The organism is Pedobacter zeae, assembly GCF_014196715.1.
Lineage (GTDB): Bacteria > Bacteroidota > Bacteroidia > Sphingobacteriales > Sphingobacteriaceae > Pedobacter > Pedobacter zeae.
Genome location: NZ_JACIEF010000003.1, coordinates 815,446 through 832,603, shown reverse-complemented (window position 1 = coordinate 832,603; position 17,158 = coordinate 815,446). Strand labels below are relative to the sequence as shown.

At 41.3% G+C, this 17,158-nt stretch carries 18 protein-coding genes; 11 read left to right on the top strand and 7 right to left on the bottom strand.

Annotated elements, in window-relative coordinates:
- The first annotated feature begins 21 nt into the window (after positions 1 to 21).
- Complete coding sequence (locus tag GGQ60_RS16630; protein WP_010599196.1) at positions 22 to 213, top strand: cold-shock protein; 192 nt, start codon at positions 22 to 24, stop codon at positions 211 to 213.
- 89 nt (positions 214 to 302) lie between these two features.
- Positions 303 to 830, top strand: a complete 528-nt coding sequence (locus GGQ60_RS16625) for an RBBP9/YdeN family alpha/beta hydrolase (protein WP_183766464.1) — start codon at positions 303 to 305, stop codon at positions 828 to 830.
- 87 nt (positions 831 to 917) lie between these two features.
- Here GGQ60_RS16625 and GGQ60_RS16620 read toward each other — a convergent pair whose 3' ends face one another.
- The 4 genes from GGQ60_RS16620 to GGQ60_RS16605 form a co-directional block, all read right to left on the bottom strand.
- The gene (locus GGQ60_RS16620; RefSeq protein WP_183766462.1) at positions 918 to 1,394 is read right to left on the bottom strand and encodes an anti-sigma factor family protein; all 477 of its coding nucleotides are present in this window, start codon (positions 1,392 to 1,394) and stop codon (positions 918 to 920) included.
- Positions 1,391 to 1,972 carry an RNA polymerase sigma factor gene (locus GGQ60_RS16615; RefSeq protein ID WP_183766460.1) on the bottom strand — a complete coding sequence of 194 codons (582 nt, stop codon included), beginning with the start codon at positions 1,970 to 1,972 and terminating at the stop codon, positions 1,391 to 1,393. The genes GGQ60_RS16620 and GGQ60_RS16615 overlap by 4 nt, the downstream gene beginning before the upstream one ends.
- 1,129 nt (positions 1,973 to 3,101) lie before the next feature.
- Positions 3,102 to 3,422, bottom strand: coding sequence for a DMT family transporter (locus GGQ60_RS16610; RefSeq protein WP_183766458.1), 321 nt, complete (start codon positions 3,420 to 3,422; stop codon positions 3,102 to 3,104).
- Positions 3,423 to 3,491: 69 nt separating this feature from the next.
- Positions 3,492 to 4,058 (bottom strand): Crp/Fnr family transcriptional regulator, encoded by a 567-nt coding sequence (locus GGQ60_RS16605; RefSeq protein WP_183766456.1) that lies wholly within the window; start codon positions 4,056 to 4,058, stop codon positions 3,492 to 3,494.
- A 137-nt stretch (positions 4,059 to 4,195) separates the two neighbouring features.
- Here GGQ60_RS16605 and GGQ60_RS16600 point away from each other — a divergent pair, with 137 nt between their 5' ends.
- Positions 4,196 to 4,558 (top strand): DUF6249 domain-containing protein, encoded by a 363-nt coding sequence (locus GGQ60_RS16600; protein WP_183766454.1) that lies wholly within the window; start codon positions 4,196 to 4,198, stop codon positions 4,556 to 4,558.
- A 12-nt stretch (positions 4,559 to 4,570) separates the two neighbouring features.
- The gene (locus GGQ60_RS16595; protein ID WP_183766452.1) at positions 4,571 to 5,671 is read left to right on the top strand and encodes a serine hydrolase domain-containing protein; all 1,101 of its coding nucleotides are present in this window, start codon (positions 4,571 to 4,573) and stop codon (positions 5,669 to 5,671) included.
- An 8-nt stretch (positions 5,672 to 5,679) separates the two neighbouring features.
- On the opposite strand, the gene GGQ60_RS16590 is transcribed toward GGQ60_RS16595, so the two are convergent.
- From GGQ60_RS16590 to GGQ60_RS16580, 3 genes are read right to left on the bottom strand one after another with little or no spacing between them, the layout of a single operon-like run.
- Complete coding sequence (locus tag GGQ60_RS16590; protein ID WP_183766450.1) at positions 5,680 to 6,102, bottom strand: hotdog fold thioesterase; 423 nt, start codon at positions 6,100 to 6,102, stop codon at positions 5,680 to 5,682.
- Complete coding sequence (locus GGQ60_RS16585) at positions 6,092 to 6,601, bottom strand: DinB family protein (RefSeq protein WP_183766448.1); 510 nt, start codon at positions 6,599 to 6,601, stop codon at positions 6,092 to 6,094. The genes GGQ60_RS16590 and GGQ60_RS16585 overlap by 11 nt, the downstream gene beginning before the upstream one ends.
- Complete coding sequence (locus GGQ60_RS16580; protein WP_183766447.1) at positions 6,582 to 7,790, bottom strand: sensor histidine kinase; 1,209 nt, start codon at positions 7,788 to 7,790, stop codon at positions 6,582 to 6,584. The genes GGQ60_RS16585 and GGQ60_RS16580 overlap by 20 nt, the downstream gene beginning before the upstream one ends.
- A 222-nt stretch (positions 7,791 to 8,012) precedes the next feature.
- Between GGQ60_RS16580 and gltX the strand changes: the two genes are divergently transcribed.
- From gltX to GGQ60_RS16545, 7 genes are all read left to right on the top strand, one after another.
- A complete protein-coding gene (gene gltX / locus GGQ60_RS16575) occupies positions 8,013 to 9,521 on the top strand; it encodes a glutamate--tRNA ligase (RefSeq protein WP_183766446.1) in 1,509 nt (502 codons plus the stop codon).
- 166 nt (positions 9,522 to 9,687) lie between these two features.
- On the top strand, positions 9,688 to 10,530 hold the full coding sequence (gene ypfJ, locus GGQ60_RS16570; RefSeq protein ID WP_183766445.1) for a KPN_02809 family neutral zinc metallopeptidase: 843 nt from the start codon (positions 9,688 to 9,690) through the stop codon (positions 10,528 to 10,530).
- A gap of 104 nt (positions 10,531 to 10,634) precedes the next feature.
- Positions 10,635 to 11,768, top strand: a complete 1,134-nt coding sequence (locus GGQ60_RS16565) for a hybrid sensor histidine kinase/response regulator (RefSeq protein ID WP_183766444.1) — start codon at positions 10,635 to 10,637, stop codon at positions 11,766 to 11,768.
- A gap of 18 nt (positions 11,769 to 11,786) precedes the next feature.
- Positions 11,787 to 15,377 (top strand): response regulator, encoded by a 3,591-nt coding sequence (locus tag GGQ60_RS16560; protein ID WP_183766443.1) that lies wholly within the window; start codon positions 11,787 to 11,789, stop codon positions 15,375 to 15,377.
- Between the two features lie 14 nt (positions 15,378 to 15,391).
- Entirely contained in the window at positions 15,392 to 15,763 is a 372-nt protein-coding gene (locus GGQ60_RS16555; RefSeq protein ID WP_183766442.1) for a response regulator, read from the top strand.
- A gap of 33 nt (positions 15,764 to 15,796) precedes the next feature.
- Positions 15,797 to 16,585 carry a CheR family methyltransferase gene (locus tag GGQ60_RS16550; protein WP_229685137.1) on the top strand — a complete coding sequence of 263 codons (789 nt, stop codon included), beginning with the start codon at positions 15,797 to 15,799 and terminating at the stop codon, positions 16,583 to 16,585.
- Positions 16,570 to 17,154, top strand: a complete 585-nt coding sequence (locus tag GGQ60_RS16545) for a chemotaxis protein CheB (protein WP_183766439.1) — start codon at positions 16,570 to 16,572, stop codon at positions 17,152 to 17,154. Before GGQ60_RS16550 ends, GGQ60_RS16545 begins: the two co-directional genes overlap by 16 nt.
- The last annotated feature ends 4 nt before the right edge of the window (positions 17,155 to 17,158 follow it).

Genomic DNA, 17,158 nt, shown 5'->3' with positions numbered 1-17,158 from the left:
TTAATTTTAATATTTAATACAATGCAAGAAGGCACAGTAAAATTCTTCAATGTAACTAAAGGTTTTGGCTTTATCATCCCTGCGAATGGCGATAGCGAAATTTTTGTTCATTCAACAGGTCTTATCGACGAAATCCGTGAAAACGACAAAGTACAGTACGAAGTTGCTAACGGTAAAAAAGGCTTAAATGCCGTTAATGTGAAAGTAATTTAATTTATTTATCATATTTTCAGATGGGCTGCTTTCTTGCGATGGCAGCCTTTTTTATTTTGTACGTAGTAAAGCTATCCGTTTTTAATTTTATGACCACTTACTTTATTATTCCGGGTTTAGGCAATTCAGGTCCGGATCATTGGCAAACTTACTTCGAAAAATCAGGCGATAATTTTATCCGCATTAATCAAAAGGAATGGGATGCGCCATCCAATCAGGATTGGATTGAAACCATAGAATCGGCACTCCACTCATATCACCTGGATCATGTGGTTTTAATTGGTCATAGTTTGGGTTGTGTGGCCATTGCCAATTGGGCAAAAGCCTACAAAAAGAAAATTAAGGGAGCTTTATTGGTTGCCCCAAGTGATATAGAAGCCCCAAAGTATAATTTTGATACACCTGGTTTTGATGGCGTACCTTTGGATAAAATCAACTTTAAAACCATTTTGGTAGCCAGTACAAATGATGAATGGGTGACACTGGAAAGGGCTGAATTTTTCGCCAAAAACTGGGGCAGCGAATTCATCAATGTTGGAGCCTCCGGTCATATTAATGCCCGTTCAGGTTTCGGGGAGTGGCCCGAAGGATTGGAAATCCTTAAAAAACTGGGTTAAAGTTTCCCGCAGACTTCGCAGAAAATACAGAGGTCAAAATAAATCTTTGTAAATCAGCTTAATCTGCAGGCGTATGCAGGCCAGGCTTTAATGTTTGCTTATCCTTTTCCTCAAAAATAGGTCAAGAAATACCAGACCTATTACCAGGTCGAAAAATAAAAAGCTATATAGCACTGTAGGGGTAATGTACTGATCTAAATTATAGTTCAGGTTAACGTTAAATTTAGGCATACTTATGTTCGAATGGTAAAGCACATAGCCAAACAGGGCAAGTAACGAGATCACGAAGAAGCCACCAATGCAATAGATAATTTTTTTATCAACCTGTGTCTTCATGGCTACCGGTGCCGGCAATGTGGATACACTTTCCATTACATTCCGTGTGAAAGACATGGATGGTTCATCCAGATCAAGGGTTCCTAAAACCGAATTCAGTTTTAAAAGATCTTCATATTGCGTTTTAATTTCCGGATCAGACATAATCTTTTCCTCAACGGTTTTTTTTGTCGTTTCATCCAAAGTGCCGTCTATATACTCCCAAAGCTGTTGTTCTATCGTATTCATAGTAACTCCTTTACTTCATCTTTTAACAAATTTTGTAATTTTTCTTTAAGTCTTTGCCTTGCCCGGTGCAATTTTACTTTTATGGTATTCGGTTCCATGTGCAGTGTTTCGCCAATTTCTTCAAGGCTCTGTTCGCCTTTATAAAACAGGGTGATAATGGCTGCATCATCTGGCATCAACTGGTTAATGGCCCGGTTTAAAAAAGTGTGGCCATCTTGTTTTTCATAGTCATTGGCATTTAAGCTCGAGGTATGGTTTTCGAGTTCCAAAAATGTCTCTTCATCGTGGATGGAATTTGTATCTAACCGCTTTTTCCTCAAAAAAGTCATGGCTGTGGTATAGGTAATGGTGTAAAGCCAGGTGCTGAATTTTGAAGTCTGTTTAAACGTGCCCAGCGCTTTATAAGCTTTAACAAAGCAATCCTGGGCTATTTCTTCAGCATCTTCGCGATTTTTCGAAAATCTTAATGCAAGCGTAAATACAAAGCGCTGATGGCGTTTCACCAGCAAAGCATACTGGGCGGTTTCACCCGCCAATATATTTTGGATCAGCTCTAAATCTGTAAGTTTTTGCTCCATCTTTAGTGGTAAGACTACATTAAAGATACGCAGGTTACACGTGAAACATCATTAAAGGAGATGATTGTTATTGAAATAATGTGGACAGCACAGGCCTTGCGCTGCAAAAGGATAAAACCGCTCTATATTTTTGATGATCTGGAAACGAAAGGGCAGCTATTCATCGGAGTGTGCAGCCCTGCTGTTCGCTGTAGCCCTCATGCTTCGGGGCTGCCGCTTCCATCAGGTTTATGAACAATGTTAGTGCGCTATGCAAACCTGAGAAATGAAATAGGGTGTTTGCCATTTAGCCCTGGATGAAGCGGTACCCTGCAGGCCAGCGCAGCAGCCGAAGCGTACACGGGTACCTCGTTGTTTTTAGCACAGGCCTTGCGCTCCAAAAGGATAAAACCGCTCTATATTTTTGATGATCTGGAAACGAAAGGGCAGCGTTTCATCGGAGTGTGCAGCCCTGCTGTTCGCTGTAGCCCTCATGCTTCGGGGCTGCCGCTTCCATCAGGTTTATGAACAATGTTTGTGCGCTATGCAAACCTGAGAAATGAAGTACGGTGTTTGCCTTTTAGCCCTGGATGAAGCGGTACCCTGCAGGCCAGCGCAGCAGCCGAAGCGTAACACGGGTACCTCGTTGTTTTTAGCACAGGACCTGCGCTCCAAAAGGATAAACCGCTCTATATTATTTTTGATTTGGAAACGAAAGGGCAGCTATTCATCGGAGTGTGCTGCCCTGCTGTTCGCTGTAGCCCTCATGCTTCGGGGCTGCCGCTTCCGTCAGGTTTATGAACAATGTTAGTGCGCTATGCAAACCTGAGAAATGAAATACGGTGTTTGCCTTTTAGCCCTGGGTGAAGCGGTACCCTGCAGGCCAGCGCAGCGGCCGAAGCGTACAAGCGTAACACGGGTACCTCGTTGTTTTTAGCACAGACCTTGCGCTCCAAAAGGATAAAACCGCTCTATATTTTTGATGATCTGGAAATGAAAGGGCAGCTTTTCGTCGGAGTGTGCAGCCCTGCTGTTCGCTGTAGCCCTCATGCTTCGGGGCTGCCGCTTCCATCAGGTTTATGAACAACGTCTGTGCGGTGCAAAGCTAGAAAATCGTCTTGGCCAGCAAGCCCGGGTTTGCCGCTATCCATTAATGCGAAGCGAAAAACTTTAGGCCGGCAATGGAACCGATGAGGGTGCAGATGAAAAATATCCGCCAGAAGGTTGCGGGTTCATTAAAGTAAAAGATCCCGATGATTACTGTTCCTACTGCTCCGATACCCGTCCAAACGGCATAAGCCGTTCCCATCGGCAAGGTTTGGGCAGCTTTGTTTAGCAACAGGAAGCTTAAAACGATGCATACAAAAAAAGCCCCGCTCCATTTTACATTCGAGAAATTGTTCGATAATTTAAGGCAGGTGGTAAAACCCACTTCAAAAAGGCCGGCAATAATTAAGATAATCCAGTTCATAATAAATTTATTTCTGCAAAACTACAGCTCATTTACCGGGCAACATTTTACATATGTTAAAAAATGAATTTATTTGCACATGGCCCTGATGCGGCTTAAGGTAACCTGTGTTACACCAAGGTAGGAGGCAATGTGCTTTAAAGCTATACGTTTTATCAGCTCGGGCGATTGTGCCACAAATTCCTGATAACGTTCTGCCGCGCCTTTAAAAGCCCTGTCGATTAACCTTCTTTCAGTGGCAATCAGCTCCTGTTCCGCAATTTTTCTACCCCAATTGGCAATTTCCAAATGTTGGTCGTAGAGCAAAAAAAGATCGGTTAACCTGATTTGAATTAAACGGCTATTCTCTAAAAGTTCAACATTCTCATATCCGGGGCTGTTATTAATATAGCTGTTAAAAGAAAAAAGAACAGCGCCGCTTTGTCCAAACCAAAAGGTTATCTGCTGGTTTTCACCGTCAGAATAAGCCCTGGCAATACCATTTTCAAGAATATAGAAATCAGGTTCAATTTTATCTGCATTGATGAGAATTGTTCCTTTCGGATGTTCGACCAGTTTGGAAACTGCAGCTAACTTCTCTAAAGCTTCGTCACTGAGCGGTTTAAGGATCTCTATATTTTTTAACTGATTGTACAAGGTTTTTTGAATGTGTGATAAAGCTATCGATTTTTTTTCAAAGGGTGTAACCTGATTAAAAAGTGTGTAGTCTTACCATACAGAACACGGTTCAAATAAATAAGAAACAAAATATTTATACATTAAAAATTATCATCATGGAAGGTATATTAGTTCCCATTTCACTTTTTTTAGGCGCATTCGCCATGGTATTCGGCATCCGTTATTTATCGAACAAAGAGAAAATGGCGATGATTGAGCGCGGACTCAATCCGGGGGTTGGTAAATCGGCACCAAAACCCTATTTAAGTTTAAAATTTGGTTTATTGCTGGTGGGCTTGGGTATTGGTTTGCTGGTAGCACTCTTTACCGTTAGGGGATTATTTGGTAGCGATATGACGAACAACGAGGAAGGGCAATCGGTTGCCATCTACTTTGGTTGCCTCGGGATTTTCGGTGGATTAGGCCTAATTACTTCGTTCGTCATTGAAAAGAAAGCGATTGAGAAAGATAAATTCTAATCGGTTTTAAGGATGAAAACGAAGCAGGTTAAAATTCTTAAGGGCTTTCTTGCCATATTTGTCTGCTGCCTGCTTATGCCGGCAGTAGTCAAGGCCCAAAAGTTGAATAATCAGATCGATAGTTTAATTATGGCCGCAATGCCCGATCTGCAAGGACCTGGAGGGGCATTTATGGTTGCCCAAAAAGGAAAGGTAATTTACCAGAAAGCTTTTGGAAGGGCCAACCTCGAACTGGGTGTTAACCTTACTACCGAAAGTATTTTTCAGTTGGGTTCTATGACCAAGCAATTTACTGCCGTTGCGGTATTGCTTTTAGAACAACAAGGTAAATTAAAGGTAAGCGATTACCTCTCGAAATACATTCCCGACTATCCGGGTGGCGATAAAATAACCATACACCATTTGCTTACACATACTTCGGGCATCAAAGATTTCACCAAAATGAAGACACTGGCGGGGATAGCTCAAAAAGAGATGACACCTAAAATGATGGTCGATTTTTTTAAGAATGAGCCCGTTGATTTTGCCCCTGGCGAACGTTTTGACTACAATAACTCAGGTTATGTGTTGTTGGGCTACTTGATAGAGCAGGTTTCGGGCGAGGCTTATGCCGATTTTATTCGGCAACATATTTTTGCCCCGCTTGGCATGGATCATTCTTATTATGCCAGCGATCGGCAAGTGATCTATAACCGAGCTTATGGCTACCAGAAAAAGGAGAATGGCTACGTAAACAAAACAGCCATTAGTTTTAGCGTCCCCTTTGCATCAGGGGCTTTAATGTCTACATTGGGCGATTTACTGAAATGGCAGAATGCCTTAAGCCAAAATAACCTGCTAAACGCAGCCGAAACTACTAAAGCATTTTCGCGCTATAAACTAAATAATGGCGAACCGGTTAATTACGGTTACGGCTGGCACATTAAAGAGCTTGGCGGTTTAACGGTAAGGGCACATGGTGGCAGTATATTTGGATTTAAAAGCATGGGCGTTTATGTCCCTGGCGAAGATATTTATGTAGTTGCCCTCACCAACTGCGACTGCAATTCGCCCACTTTGCCGGCCGAAAATATAGCAAAGCTGGTTATAAACGCAACGGTAAAAGGTAAGTAGGCCGCGGTTTACTGCGGCTTAACAATTATAGCCACTGTTAACCGGCTTATGCAGTTCATTTTGCCTCGCTCATCGTAAATTTTAATTTCCCAAACCTGGGTTTTGGCACCTATGTGCAGTGGTTTGCAAATGCCCTTTACCAGGCCGCTTTTTACAGGCCTGAGGTGATTGGCATTTACTTCTAAACCAACAGCCAAGTACTTTTCAGGATCGATGCACATATAAGAGGCTATACTGCCCAGGGTTTCGGCTAAAACCACCGAGGCGCCGCCATGCAAAATACCCGCAGGTTGATGGGTACGTTCGTCAACAGGCATGGTACCCGTAATAAAATCTTTCCCGATTTCGGTAAATTGAATATCGAGCAGTGCCCCGATATGGTTTTTGGGGCGGTTGTTCAGCTCTTCAACAGTAAAATCTTTAAACCACATGATAACGTTCTTTTAAAACCCCAACATGGTGAATGATGTGGCCACCAACAATAAATAAGATCGATTTTACATTAATTTCCCTGCCCGAAGCAATTCCTTTCCGGTTCAGTTCATCTTCGTTTAGCGATTTAAAAAGATACAGGTTAGCTTTGCGCAGGGCAGCAAATTCTTCAATTAAATCTTCCAGCTCGCGTTCGGCAAAGCGGGCATTGAGTACATAATGGTCTTCATCGAAACCCGGTAGGGGCTGTTGCTCGTTGCGGGCAAAACAGGTAATGCGGTATGCAAATACACGTTCTGTATCGATAATATGGCCCAACATTTCTTTAAGCGTCCATTTCCCTTCGGCATAAGCGTAATTGGCCTTACCGGCATTAGCCCTGAATAACGCCGGAATGCTTGTTACCTGTTCGTTTAAAATTTCGAAAATATCGCGGTCAACCTTGCTGATGTAGGTTTCGCCCCAGGTTGGATATTCGTTAGGCTGTGGTCGGTTCATATCTTAAACTGCTTTTTAATATTATTCTAAAAGTTGTGCCTTTACCCAGTTCAGAGTCTTTCACAAAAATTTCTCCGCTGTGGTAATTCTCTACAATCCGTTTGGTGAGCGATAAACCCAGGCCCCAACCACGTTTACGGGTGGTGTAGCCGGGCTGAAAAACCGCATCAAACTTCGATCTTGGAATACCTTTTCCGGTGTCGCTTACATCAATGAATACCTGCTCTTTGGCTAAATTTTCTATGATATTAACCGAAATCGAACCTTCGTTTTCGATGGCGTTTGCCGCATTTTTCAGCAGATTTTCAATCACCCAATCAAACAACGGAACATTTAACATGGCCCTTACCTGTTCATCGCCGGTAATGCTGAATTTAACCTTGTCTGAAGTACGAACCTTAAAATAACGGATAAAATCGCTCACCACGATATAAACGGTATGGTCTTCCAGTATCGGTTTTGAACCAATTTTCGAGAAACGGTCGGTAATAATTTCCAATCGTTTAATATCGTTTTCCATTTCGGCAATTAGCGGATCGTCCTCTGCATTAAATTTAGATTTCATCAGTTCGGTCCAGGCCATAAGCGATGACAGGGGCGTGCCTAACTGGTGTGCCGTTTCTTTGGCCAAACCTACCCAAACATGGTCTTGTTCATCTTTCCTTGCAGAACTGAATGCTGCGTAAGCCGTTAAAAGGAAAAGGAAGATAACTCCCATCTGGATGTATGGGAAATACCTCAACTGGGTTAAAATGAAAGAGTCGCGATAGTATGCCTTAAATTTTTTGCCAAAAATATTCATTTCGTCGGGTGGATGCTGGGCTTTCATCTGCCTCAACTGCCGTACAAAGTATAAGCTATCGTAAGTGAGTTTAGTATCCGCTACAGGATAATTGGTTTTGGTGCTGTCTAAGCCAAAAAAGGAAGTAATCATTCCGGCAGAATCGATCATGATTACCGGTGTTTTTGTATTTTTTCTTACGGTTTCTACCACATCACGATAATCATCATTATCATAAAGAAACATAGCCCGTTCCTGAATCCTTACCCAAAGGTGAAACTGATCTGCCTCTTCGCGTTCCATTTTTTTTACAAAAGAATCGGTATAAAATACGGAGGCAATGCCAATTAAAATGGCGAAAATGAGAAGGAAAAACTTCCAGCGGCGTTTCTTTTGATAAGGGTTCATGCTTTAGCTAGCCAAATTACAATAACAAAACGAAAAAAACATAAAACCATTATGCTTTTTCAAAACCACCGGGCAATCGTTTTAACTGCATCGCTTCATTGCAGATGAAAACAGGATAAAACGGATGAAAAATATATCTTTGTGCCGTCTTGCGCTTTGCGTATGGCGCTAGGCGTTGTTAATACGCCTTACGCGTAACGCCAATCGCTCAACAATTCAATCATGGATAAAAAAGTTAGAGTAAGATTTGCCCCAAGCCCAACCGGGGGGTTGCATTTAGGTGGTGTACGCACTGCCCTGTTCAATTATTTATTTGCCAAAAAGAATAATGGAACTTTTATACTCCGTATAGAAGATACCGATCAGAACCGCTTTGTAGAGGGCGCAGAACAATATATTGTAAACTGTTTAGATTGGTGCGGCATCACACCCGACGAAAGCCCGGATAACCCCGGCGCTTACGGACCATATCGCCAAAGCGAACGTAAACCCAGCTACAGCAAATTTGCCGAACAGTTAATCAGCGATGGTTATGCCTATTATGCTTTCGATACCCCGGAGGAGTTGGAGGCCAAACGGAAAGAAATCCCAAATTTCCAGTACGGGCAGGCTACACGTATGCAGATGCGGAATTCTTTAACGCTTACGGTGAGTGAGGTTGAAGAATTATTGGCCGCTAAAACACCCCACGTGGTGCGGATTAAAGTACCTGCAGAGGAAATTGTGCATTTTAACGATTTAATCCGTGGCGACGTAAGTTTCGAAACTTCGTTGGTTGATGACAAGGTGTTGTTAAAAGCCGACGGAATGCCAACTTACCATTTAGCTGTTGTTGTAGATGACAAGGCGATGGAAATTAGTCATGTTTTTAGGGGAGAAGAATGGTTGCCATCGGCTCCGGTACATATTTTACTTTGGAAGTATTTAGGTTGGGAAGCCAATATGCCTGCATGGGCACATTTGCCTTTAATTTTAAAACCAGATGGGCATGGGAAATTAAGTAAACGCGATGGCGACCGGTTAGGTTTCCCGGTTTATGCCATGAACTGGACCGATCCTAAAACCGGCGATGTAACCAAGGGATTTAAAGAAATGGGTTTCCTGCCCGAAGCATTTATCAATATGCTGGCACTTTTAGGCTGGAACGATGGTACCGACCAGGAGTTATTCCCATTAAAAGAGCTCGAAGAAAAATTCACAATAGAAAGAATCAGTAAGGCAGGCGCAAAATTCGATTTCGAAAAAGCTAAGTGGTATAACCACGAGTGGATCAAATCGGAGAGCACCGGGCGTATAGCACCAATCGTTAAAGCTGAGCTGGAAAAAGCTGGCGTTAGTATTAATGATGATGATTTTTTAAAGGCAGTTATCGATCTAATTAAAGATCGCTGCACTTTATTGCCTGATTTTGTAGCACAGAGCAGTTACTTTTTTGCCCTGCCAGCAGAATATGATGTGAATTCGGTAAAACCAAAATGGACAGCAGAAAAAGCGGATTTCTTTAAAGATTTTGCTGATCATTTAACATTAAACGACGCCGCTTCTGCCGAAACAGCCTTTAAAACGCTGGCCGAAGCAAAGGGCTTTAAACCAGGCGAATTGATGCTGCCTTTCCGTATTATGCTGGTAGGCGGTAAGTTTGGCCCTGGTGTTTTTGATATTGCCGTATTATTAGGTGCTGCAGAAACCAAAGCAAGGATAGCAAAAGCGGTTACGGTTTTTAATGGTTAGCATATCCTCCCAATAAATATAGAAGATAAAATACCTGAAGCTAAGCTTTAAGCTTGGCTTCTTTTTTTTGCCACAACCCGAAAGAATAAATCAATAAAAATAATTTATACTTTAGTATAACAATTGTCCCATAATTAAGGTTATTCATTAAACTAATAGGTAAATTATGCAATGGTTTGGTAAAGGCAGTAATAATGTAGAAGACGGCAGAAGCGGTGGCGGTGGAAAAACCATCCTTGGTGGCGGTGTAGGGATCATAATCGTAGTACTCGGCCTGATCTTTGGTAAAGATTTAACCGGGCTGGTGAGCCAGATTCCGGCTACTACAGGTACGGAAGAAGTTAAGCAGGGGGTACCGGCTAACGATCCGCAGGCGCAGTTTGTGGCCGGTGTTTTGGAATCTACAGAGCAGGTTTGGGATAAAGAATTTCAGGCCATGGGCAGGCAGTATGAATACCCAAAATTAAGGTTGTTCAGGGATGCGGTACAAACAGCATGCGGAAATGCAAGCGCCAATGTTGGGCCGTTTTATTGCCCTGGCGACCATAAAGTTTATATCGATTTATCATTTTATGATGACCTAAAGAATCGTTTTGGAGCTGCCGGAGATTTTGCACAGGCTTATGTAATTGCGCATGAGGTTGGGCATCATGTTCAGAATTTATTGGGAATTTCGGAAAAATTAGACCGGGCACGGGGTCAGGTCAGCGAAAAAGAATACAACCGCCTGTCGGTGAAATTAGAATTACAGGCCGATTTTTTTGCCGGCCTATGGGCGCACAATGCCCAAAATCTTAAAGATTTTAAATTAGATGAAGGCGATATTGAAGAAGCGCTGACAGCTGCAAATGCCATTGGAGATGACAAACTACAAAAACAGGCTACAGGCAGTGTACAGCCCGATTCTTTCACCCATGGTACCTCCGAGCAGCGGATGTATTGGTTTAAAAAAGGGTTTGAAACCGGAGATATCAGGCAAGGCGATACCTTTAATTCCAATAATTTATAAAAATTTAAAACTTTTTTAAACACCTGTTGTTTGTTTACAGTTATTGAGATTTTTGTCTCGAAACCAAACATAATTATCTCGGCTTCTTATTTTTTTTAATAAAAATGATCCTTATTGTTGATGACAGGCCCGAAAACCTGATCTCCTTACAGAAAGTACTCCAGGCACACAATTTTGAGGTGGATACCGCATCATCTGGCGAAGAAGCGCTGAAAAAAGTTCTTAAAAACAATTACGTCCTGATTATTCTCGACGTGCAGATGCCCGATATGGACGGTTTTGAAGTGGCAGAAGCGATTTCAGGTTTCAGCAAGGCAAAAGATACCGCTATTATATTTCTTTCTGCCGTAAATACAACCTTAAAATTTATTACCAAAGGATACCTCAGCGGTGGATTGGATTATATTACCAAGCCTGTTGATATCAATGTATTGCTCCTTAAAATAAAAACATTCTATCGCATTTACGAGCAGAATAGAAAACTTAACGAAGTGCAGGAGAAACTGCTCGAAGAAATCGAATTCAGAAAGCAGGCAGAACATAAAAAAGACGAATTTATCAGCATTGCCAGTCATGAGTTAAAAACCCCTCTAACCAGTGTAAAGGGGTATATTCAGCTGCTGCAGCGTAGCCTTAACCGGGACGATAAAACCACTGCTCAAAACCACCTGGAAAAAGCGAGTACCCAGCTCGAAAAACTAAACGAATTAATTGTTGATCTGCTTGATATCTCGAAAATCGAAAGCGGAAAAATGAAGTTCAATATGAAAAGTTTTTATGCTGATAACATGATAAACAACGCGATCGAGATGTTGCAGCAGTCCAACCCTGATTTTAACATCAGAAAACTGGGTAAATCAGACGAAATGATATTTGGTGATGAAATGCGGCTGGAACAGGTGGTGATCAATTTTATTACGAATGCCATTAAATATGCTCCGGGTACCAACCAGATTAATGTAACCACGAATATTAAAGACGAAAGACTTTATCTGGCCGTAAAAGATTTTGGTATTGGTATTTCAAAAGAGCAGCAGGATAAAATTTTTGATAAATTTTATCGGGTAGAAGATAACAACAACCGGTTTAACGGCCTGGGGATAGGTTTATATATCTGTTCTGAAATTATTACCCGCCACGGAGGAATAATTGGGGTAAACAGTGTGCCCGGCGAAGGTTCTGAATTTTATTTTATCATTCCCACTATAGAAGAAGAAATTCTTAAAAATCAACTCTAATTATCCTTAATCCATATAATGAAAACAACACTTAAAAATAATTTACGTTTAGGCCTTGGCTTATCGTTAATTATTCTGTTTATCAGTTCACTGGCCTCCTATGTGAGCATTGGCAACCTTATTAAATGCACCGATCTGGTTAAACACAGTGATGAGGTTATTTTAAACTCCGAGAATATTATATCCTATTTAAAAGATGCCGAAACAGGTCAGCGGGGCTTTTTATTAACCGGAAACAAGGCCTTTTTAGCACCTTATTATGGCGCAAGCGATTCGGCTGCTTTGATCCTGAAGAAAGTTGAATTCGATACCAGGGATAATAACCTTCAGAAAAAAAATGTAGCGGCACTTAAAACGATCCTCTTTAAAAGGATGAATATCATAAAATCCACCATAGAGATTAAATCTTTAGGCGGTGCTATTGATCCTACGGTGTTGTTTCAGGGTAAGGTTTATATGGATGAGGCCAGATCCATTGTGAGCAGAATTGTAAACGAAGAGAAAAGATTGCTTGAAGAAAGAACCAGGGAATTAAATAAACTGACCTCTTATACCCCGGTACTGATTTTAATTGCAGCCTTTCTGGCCATTGTGATCACGTTGTTTTTTTACCGGAGGGTATCGATCGATTTCGACGAACGTGCTAAGCTTCAAAAAGAAATGGAAGATAACAAACATGAGACGGATAAACGCATTGCTGCCATTAAAGAAATTGCCCATCAAATTTCCAGTGGTAATTATGGAGTAAAGCTCGATAGCCAAACCCAGGATGATCTTGGCGAACTTTCCGAATCGCTCAATGCAATGTCTTCTTCGTTGAAAAAATCTTTCAATACTTTGGAGGAAAACGAATGGCTGCAAACCGGTGTAGCTAACTTAAACGTAAAAATGGTTGGCGAAAAAGATGTTTTCCATTTAGCTGAAGATATAATAGAGTTTTTGGCCAATTACACCAAAAGCCAGGTTGGGGCCATCTATTTATTTAAAGATGACGGATACCTGCATTTAAAAGGACAGTATGCTTTGCGAAAACAAAATCTGATCCAAACCATAGAACTTGGCCAGGGCTTAATTGGCCAGGCGGTTAAAACCGGTAAACCGATATTATTGGATGATGTTCCACAGAACGAGTTAACCATTACGCACGCCACCGGGAATATTAAACCGGCACAGCTTATCGTGCTTCCCATTATCAGAAATGGAATTTCAATTGGCGGTTTAGAATTAGGCACCATTGGGAAGTACACCGATCTGCAATTACACTTTTTAAACTTGGTTTTATCTGATGTGGGAACTGCATTGTTGGGTGCACAGAACAGGCAAAAACTTCAGCAGTTATTAGAAGAAACACAGGCACAATCAGAAGAATTGCAGGTTCAGCACAACGAGTTGGAAGGCTTAAATGCTGAGCTTGAAGCACAGGCACAGAAACTTCAGGCCAGTGAAGAAGAATTGCGGGTACAGCAGGAAGAACTACTGCAAAGTAATCAGGAGCTGGAAGAAAGAAGCAGCTTATTGGAAGAAAAAAATGAACTGATTGAAGAGCGGAATATTGAGATTCAGCAAAAGGCAGAAGCTCTGGAACTGAGCACCAGGTATAAATCGGAATTTTTAGCCAATATGTCGCACGAGTTAAGGACCCCGCTTAATTCGATACTCTTGTTATCGAGGTTGATGGCCGAAAATGAGACTATGGACCGTGAACACCAGGAGTATGCAGAGGTTATTCAAAGTTCCGGTCAGGGGCTTTTAAGTTTAATCGACGAAATTTTAGACCTTTCTAAAATAGAGGCGGGGAAAATGGAACTCGACAGAACCAATGTTAAGGTTGATGAGATCATACTGAACATGCGTGCATTGTTTAACCCCTTGGCTAAAGATAAGAACCTGAACTTTGTAGTCGAAAAAGGGGCAGGAGTTCCTGAGTTTTTTCATACCGATAAAATGCGCTTAGAGCAGATTATTAAAAACCTGCTCTCAAATGCCATTAAATTTACCACCGTTGGTAAGGTAGCCCTAACCATCGATAAAAACGAAAAGCTGGGGGCGCTGGTATTTAAAGTTACCGATACCGGAGTAGGTATTGCGCCAGAGAAACAGGCGATGGTTTTTGAAGCCTTTCAACAGGCAGATGGCTCTACCCGGCGCAAATTTGGAGGTACAGGACTGGGTCTATCCATCAGTAGGGAGCTGGCCAAATTATTGGGCGGTTATATCGATTTAAAAAGTAAAGAGGGTGAAGGGAGCACTTTTACCTTAATCCTTCCTATCGATAAAAATAAAGGTTTTGATGAGGTGGTTGCCAGCCTGGAAAAGCCAGATATAGTGGTTCCGGCAGAGCCTGTGGCGAAAAAAGCTAATCCTTTAACCGTCGAAAATATCCCGCAGGAGATTGAAGACGACCGCGATAATATTCAGCCTGACGATAAGGTAATCTTAATCGTTGAAGATGATACGCCTTTTGCTAAAACATTACTGGATTTTACACGGAAAAGAAATTATAAAGGGTTGGTGGCCGTTCGTGGCGATGCCGGTATTGAAATGGCGAAAGTTTTTAGGCCGCTTGCCATTTTGCTCGATATCCAGCTGCCCGTTAAAGATGGGTGGCAGGTAATGGAAGAGTTGAAATCTGACCCTTCTACGCGCCCTATCCCCGTACACATCATGTCTTCTTTGCAAGTTAAGAAAGAAAGTTTGTTAAAAGGCGCGGTAGATTTTATAAATAAGCCTTTTGCCTTCGAGCATATGCAGGAGATTTTCTCAAAACTGGAGCAGGCCCTAAGTCATCACCCTAAAAAAGTACTCATTGTTGAAGAAAATGAGCAGCATGCCAAAGCATTAAGCTACTTTTTAAGCAATTTTAACATCCAGACAGAGATTGTTAACCAGGTAAACGAAAGTGTTTCGGCTTTACACAAACCAGAAGTGAACTGTGTGATCCTGGATATGGGTATTCCGGATAAACATGCTTACGAAACACTGGAAGTGGTAAAGAAAACCCCTGGGCTGGAAAACCTTCCGATTATTATTTTTACGGGCAAAAACCTTTCAAAAGGTGAAGAAAACCGCATAAAACAATATGCTGATTCGATTGTAGTAAAAACGGCTCATTCTTATCAACGTATTTTAGACGAAGCGGGCTTATTCCTTCACTTGGTGGAAGAAAAGAGCAAAGAGAAAGGCAAGATAGCTAAAAAGTTTTCCGAATTACAGGATGTATTGGTCGGAAAGACGGTGCTGATTGCCGATGATGATGTACGGAATATCTTCTCACTTACCAAAATGCTGGAGCAGCACCAAATGAAGGTGCTGGCTGCTACCGATGGTAAGGAAGCACTTAAACTATTGAACGAAAATCCAGGGGTTGATGTGGTTTTAATGGATATGATGATGCCGGAGCTTGATGGTTACGAAACGACGACAGCCATTAGGCAGGACATTAAATACCGGAACCTGCCTATTTTGGCCGTAACAGCAAAAGCCATGATGGGCGATCGCGAGAAGTGTATTGCTGCAGGCGCATCTGATTACATTAGTAAACCGGTTGATATGGACCAACTGATCTCTCTTTTGCGTGTTTGGCTTTACGAAAATCATCATAAATCATAACACATTTTTATTTTATGCCTCAAAAATTAATTCTAATCATTGATGATGATAGCCGAAACATTTTTGCTTTAAAGGCTGTTTTAAAGGCCAAAGGTTTCGATTGTTTATCTGCTTTAAGTGCTCAGGAGGGTTTTTCGATTTTAGAAAAACACAGTAACGTTGCCATCGTTTTAATGGACATGATGATGCCCGATATGGACGGTTATCAGGCTATTGCAACGATGAAAAAATCGGCTAAAATGCAGGATATACCTGTGCTGGCCGTAACCGCCCAGGCCATGGTTGGCGATAAGGAACGTTGCTTAAGTGCAGGCGCATCAGGTTATGTTTCGAAACCGATAAATGTTGATGAGTTATTAATGCAAATAGAAAATTTTACAAAATAACAGGTGATAAGTGATGCAATAAATAACGAACAGGTGGAAATTCTGTTGAATGATGTTTTAGAAACCCATGGTTATGATTTTCTGGAATATTCTCATGCATCGATAAAAAGAAGGATTACGCGCCTTTACGGGCTTGATAATTTTGTTAGCTTCGCCGAATTTCGTTATACGGTTAAAACTGATAAGCAATATTTTAAGCGGTTTTTAGAGGAGATTACGGTTAACGTTACCGAAATGTTCCGTGACCCTTCGTTTTATAAATCTTTGCGTCAGGATGTACTTCCTGTACTGGGTACCTATCCGTTTATCAGGATTTGGGTGGCAGGTTGTTCTACCGGAGAAGAGGCGTATTCGCTTGCCATTGTTTTAAAAGAACTTAATTTGCTTAGTAAGTCGCTTATTTATGCTACGGATATTAATCCGTCGGTTTTAGAAAAAGCAAAAAAAGGCATGTTTCCCTTAACTTATTTAAAGCAGTATTCCGAAAATTACCTGCAATCGGGAGGGGTAAAAGATTTTTCTACCTATTACACGGCAAATTATTCGCTGGCCAAATTTGATGAAAGTTTAAACAGTAAAATGATTTTTTCTACGCATAATCTGGTTTCTGATCATTCATTTAATGAATTTCAGTTAATTTTATGTAGAAACGTATTAATTTATTTTGATAAAGACCTGCAGCATAAGGTATTTAACCTGTTTGATAATAGCATCGAAAAATTGGGCTATCTTGCTCTGGGAAGCAAAGAAAGTTTAGAGTTTTGGCCAAAAGCCAAAGAGTATAAAAGGGTTAAAATGGAGAAAATATGGCGGAAATTATAGATGGTTCGCCCTGTGCTGCATTAATAATTGGCGGTTCGGCCGGTAGCTTAGATGTATTGCTCGAAATTTTTCCTGCATTGCGGAATGATATCCCTTTCCCTATTGTAATAGTGGTACACCGTAAGGCAAGTAACGAATCCCTTTTAACCGATCTGTTAAAATCGCGTACCAGACTGGCCGTTTGTGAAGCGAATGAAAAAGAATTTTTAAGTCCGGGTAAAGTTTTCATTGCACCTGCAGATTACCATATGCTGATCGAGCAAGACCAAAGTATATCTTTAGATTATTCGGAAAAAGTAAATTACTCCCGACCATCAATTGATGTTACCTTTCAGTCAGCAGCTGAGGTTTTTAAAGAAAAACTGGTCTGCATTTTACTTTCAGGATCTAATGCAGATGGGGTAGAAGGATTAAAAAGTGTAAACAATTTTAAGGGACGGGTGGTTATACAGAACCCATATACAGCAATAATGCCTTATATGCCGCAACAAGCTGTTCTGAATGTTGAACCGCATGTGATATTGGACAGCCACAATATGGCCGATTATATAAATAAGTTAAACGATTAATTGC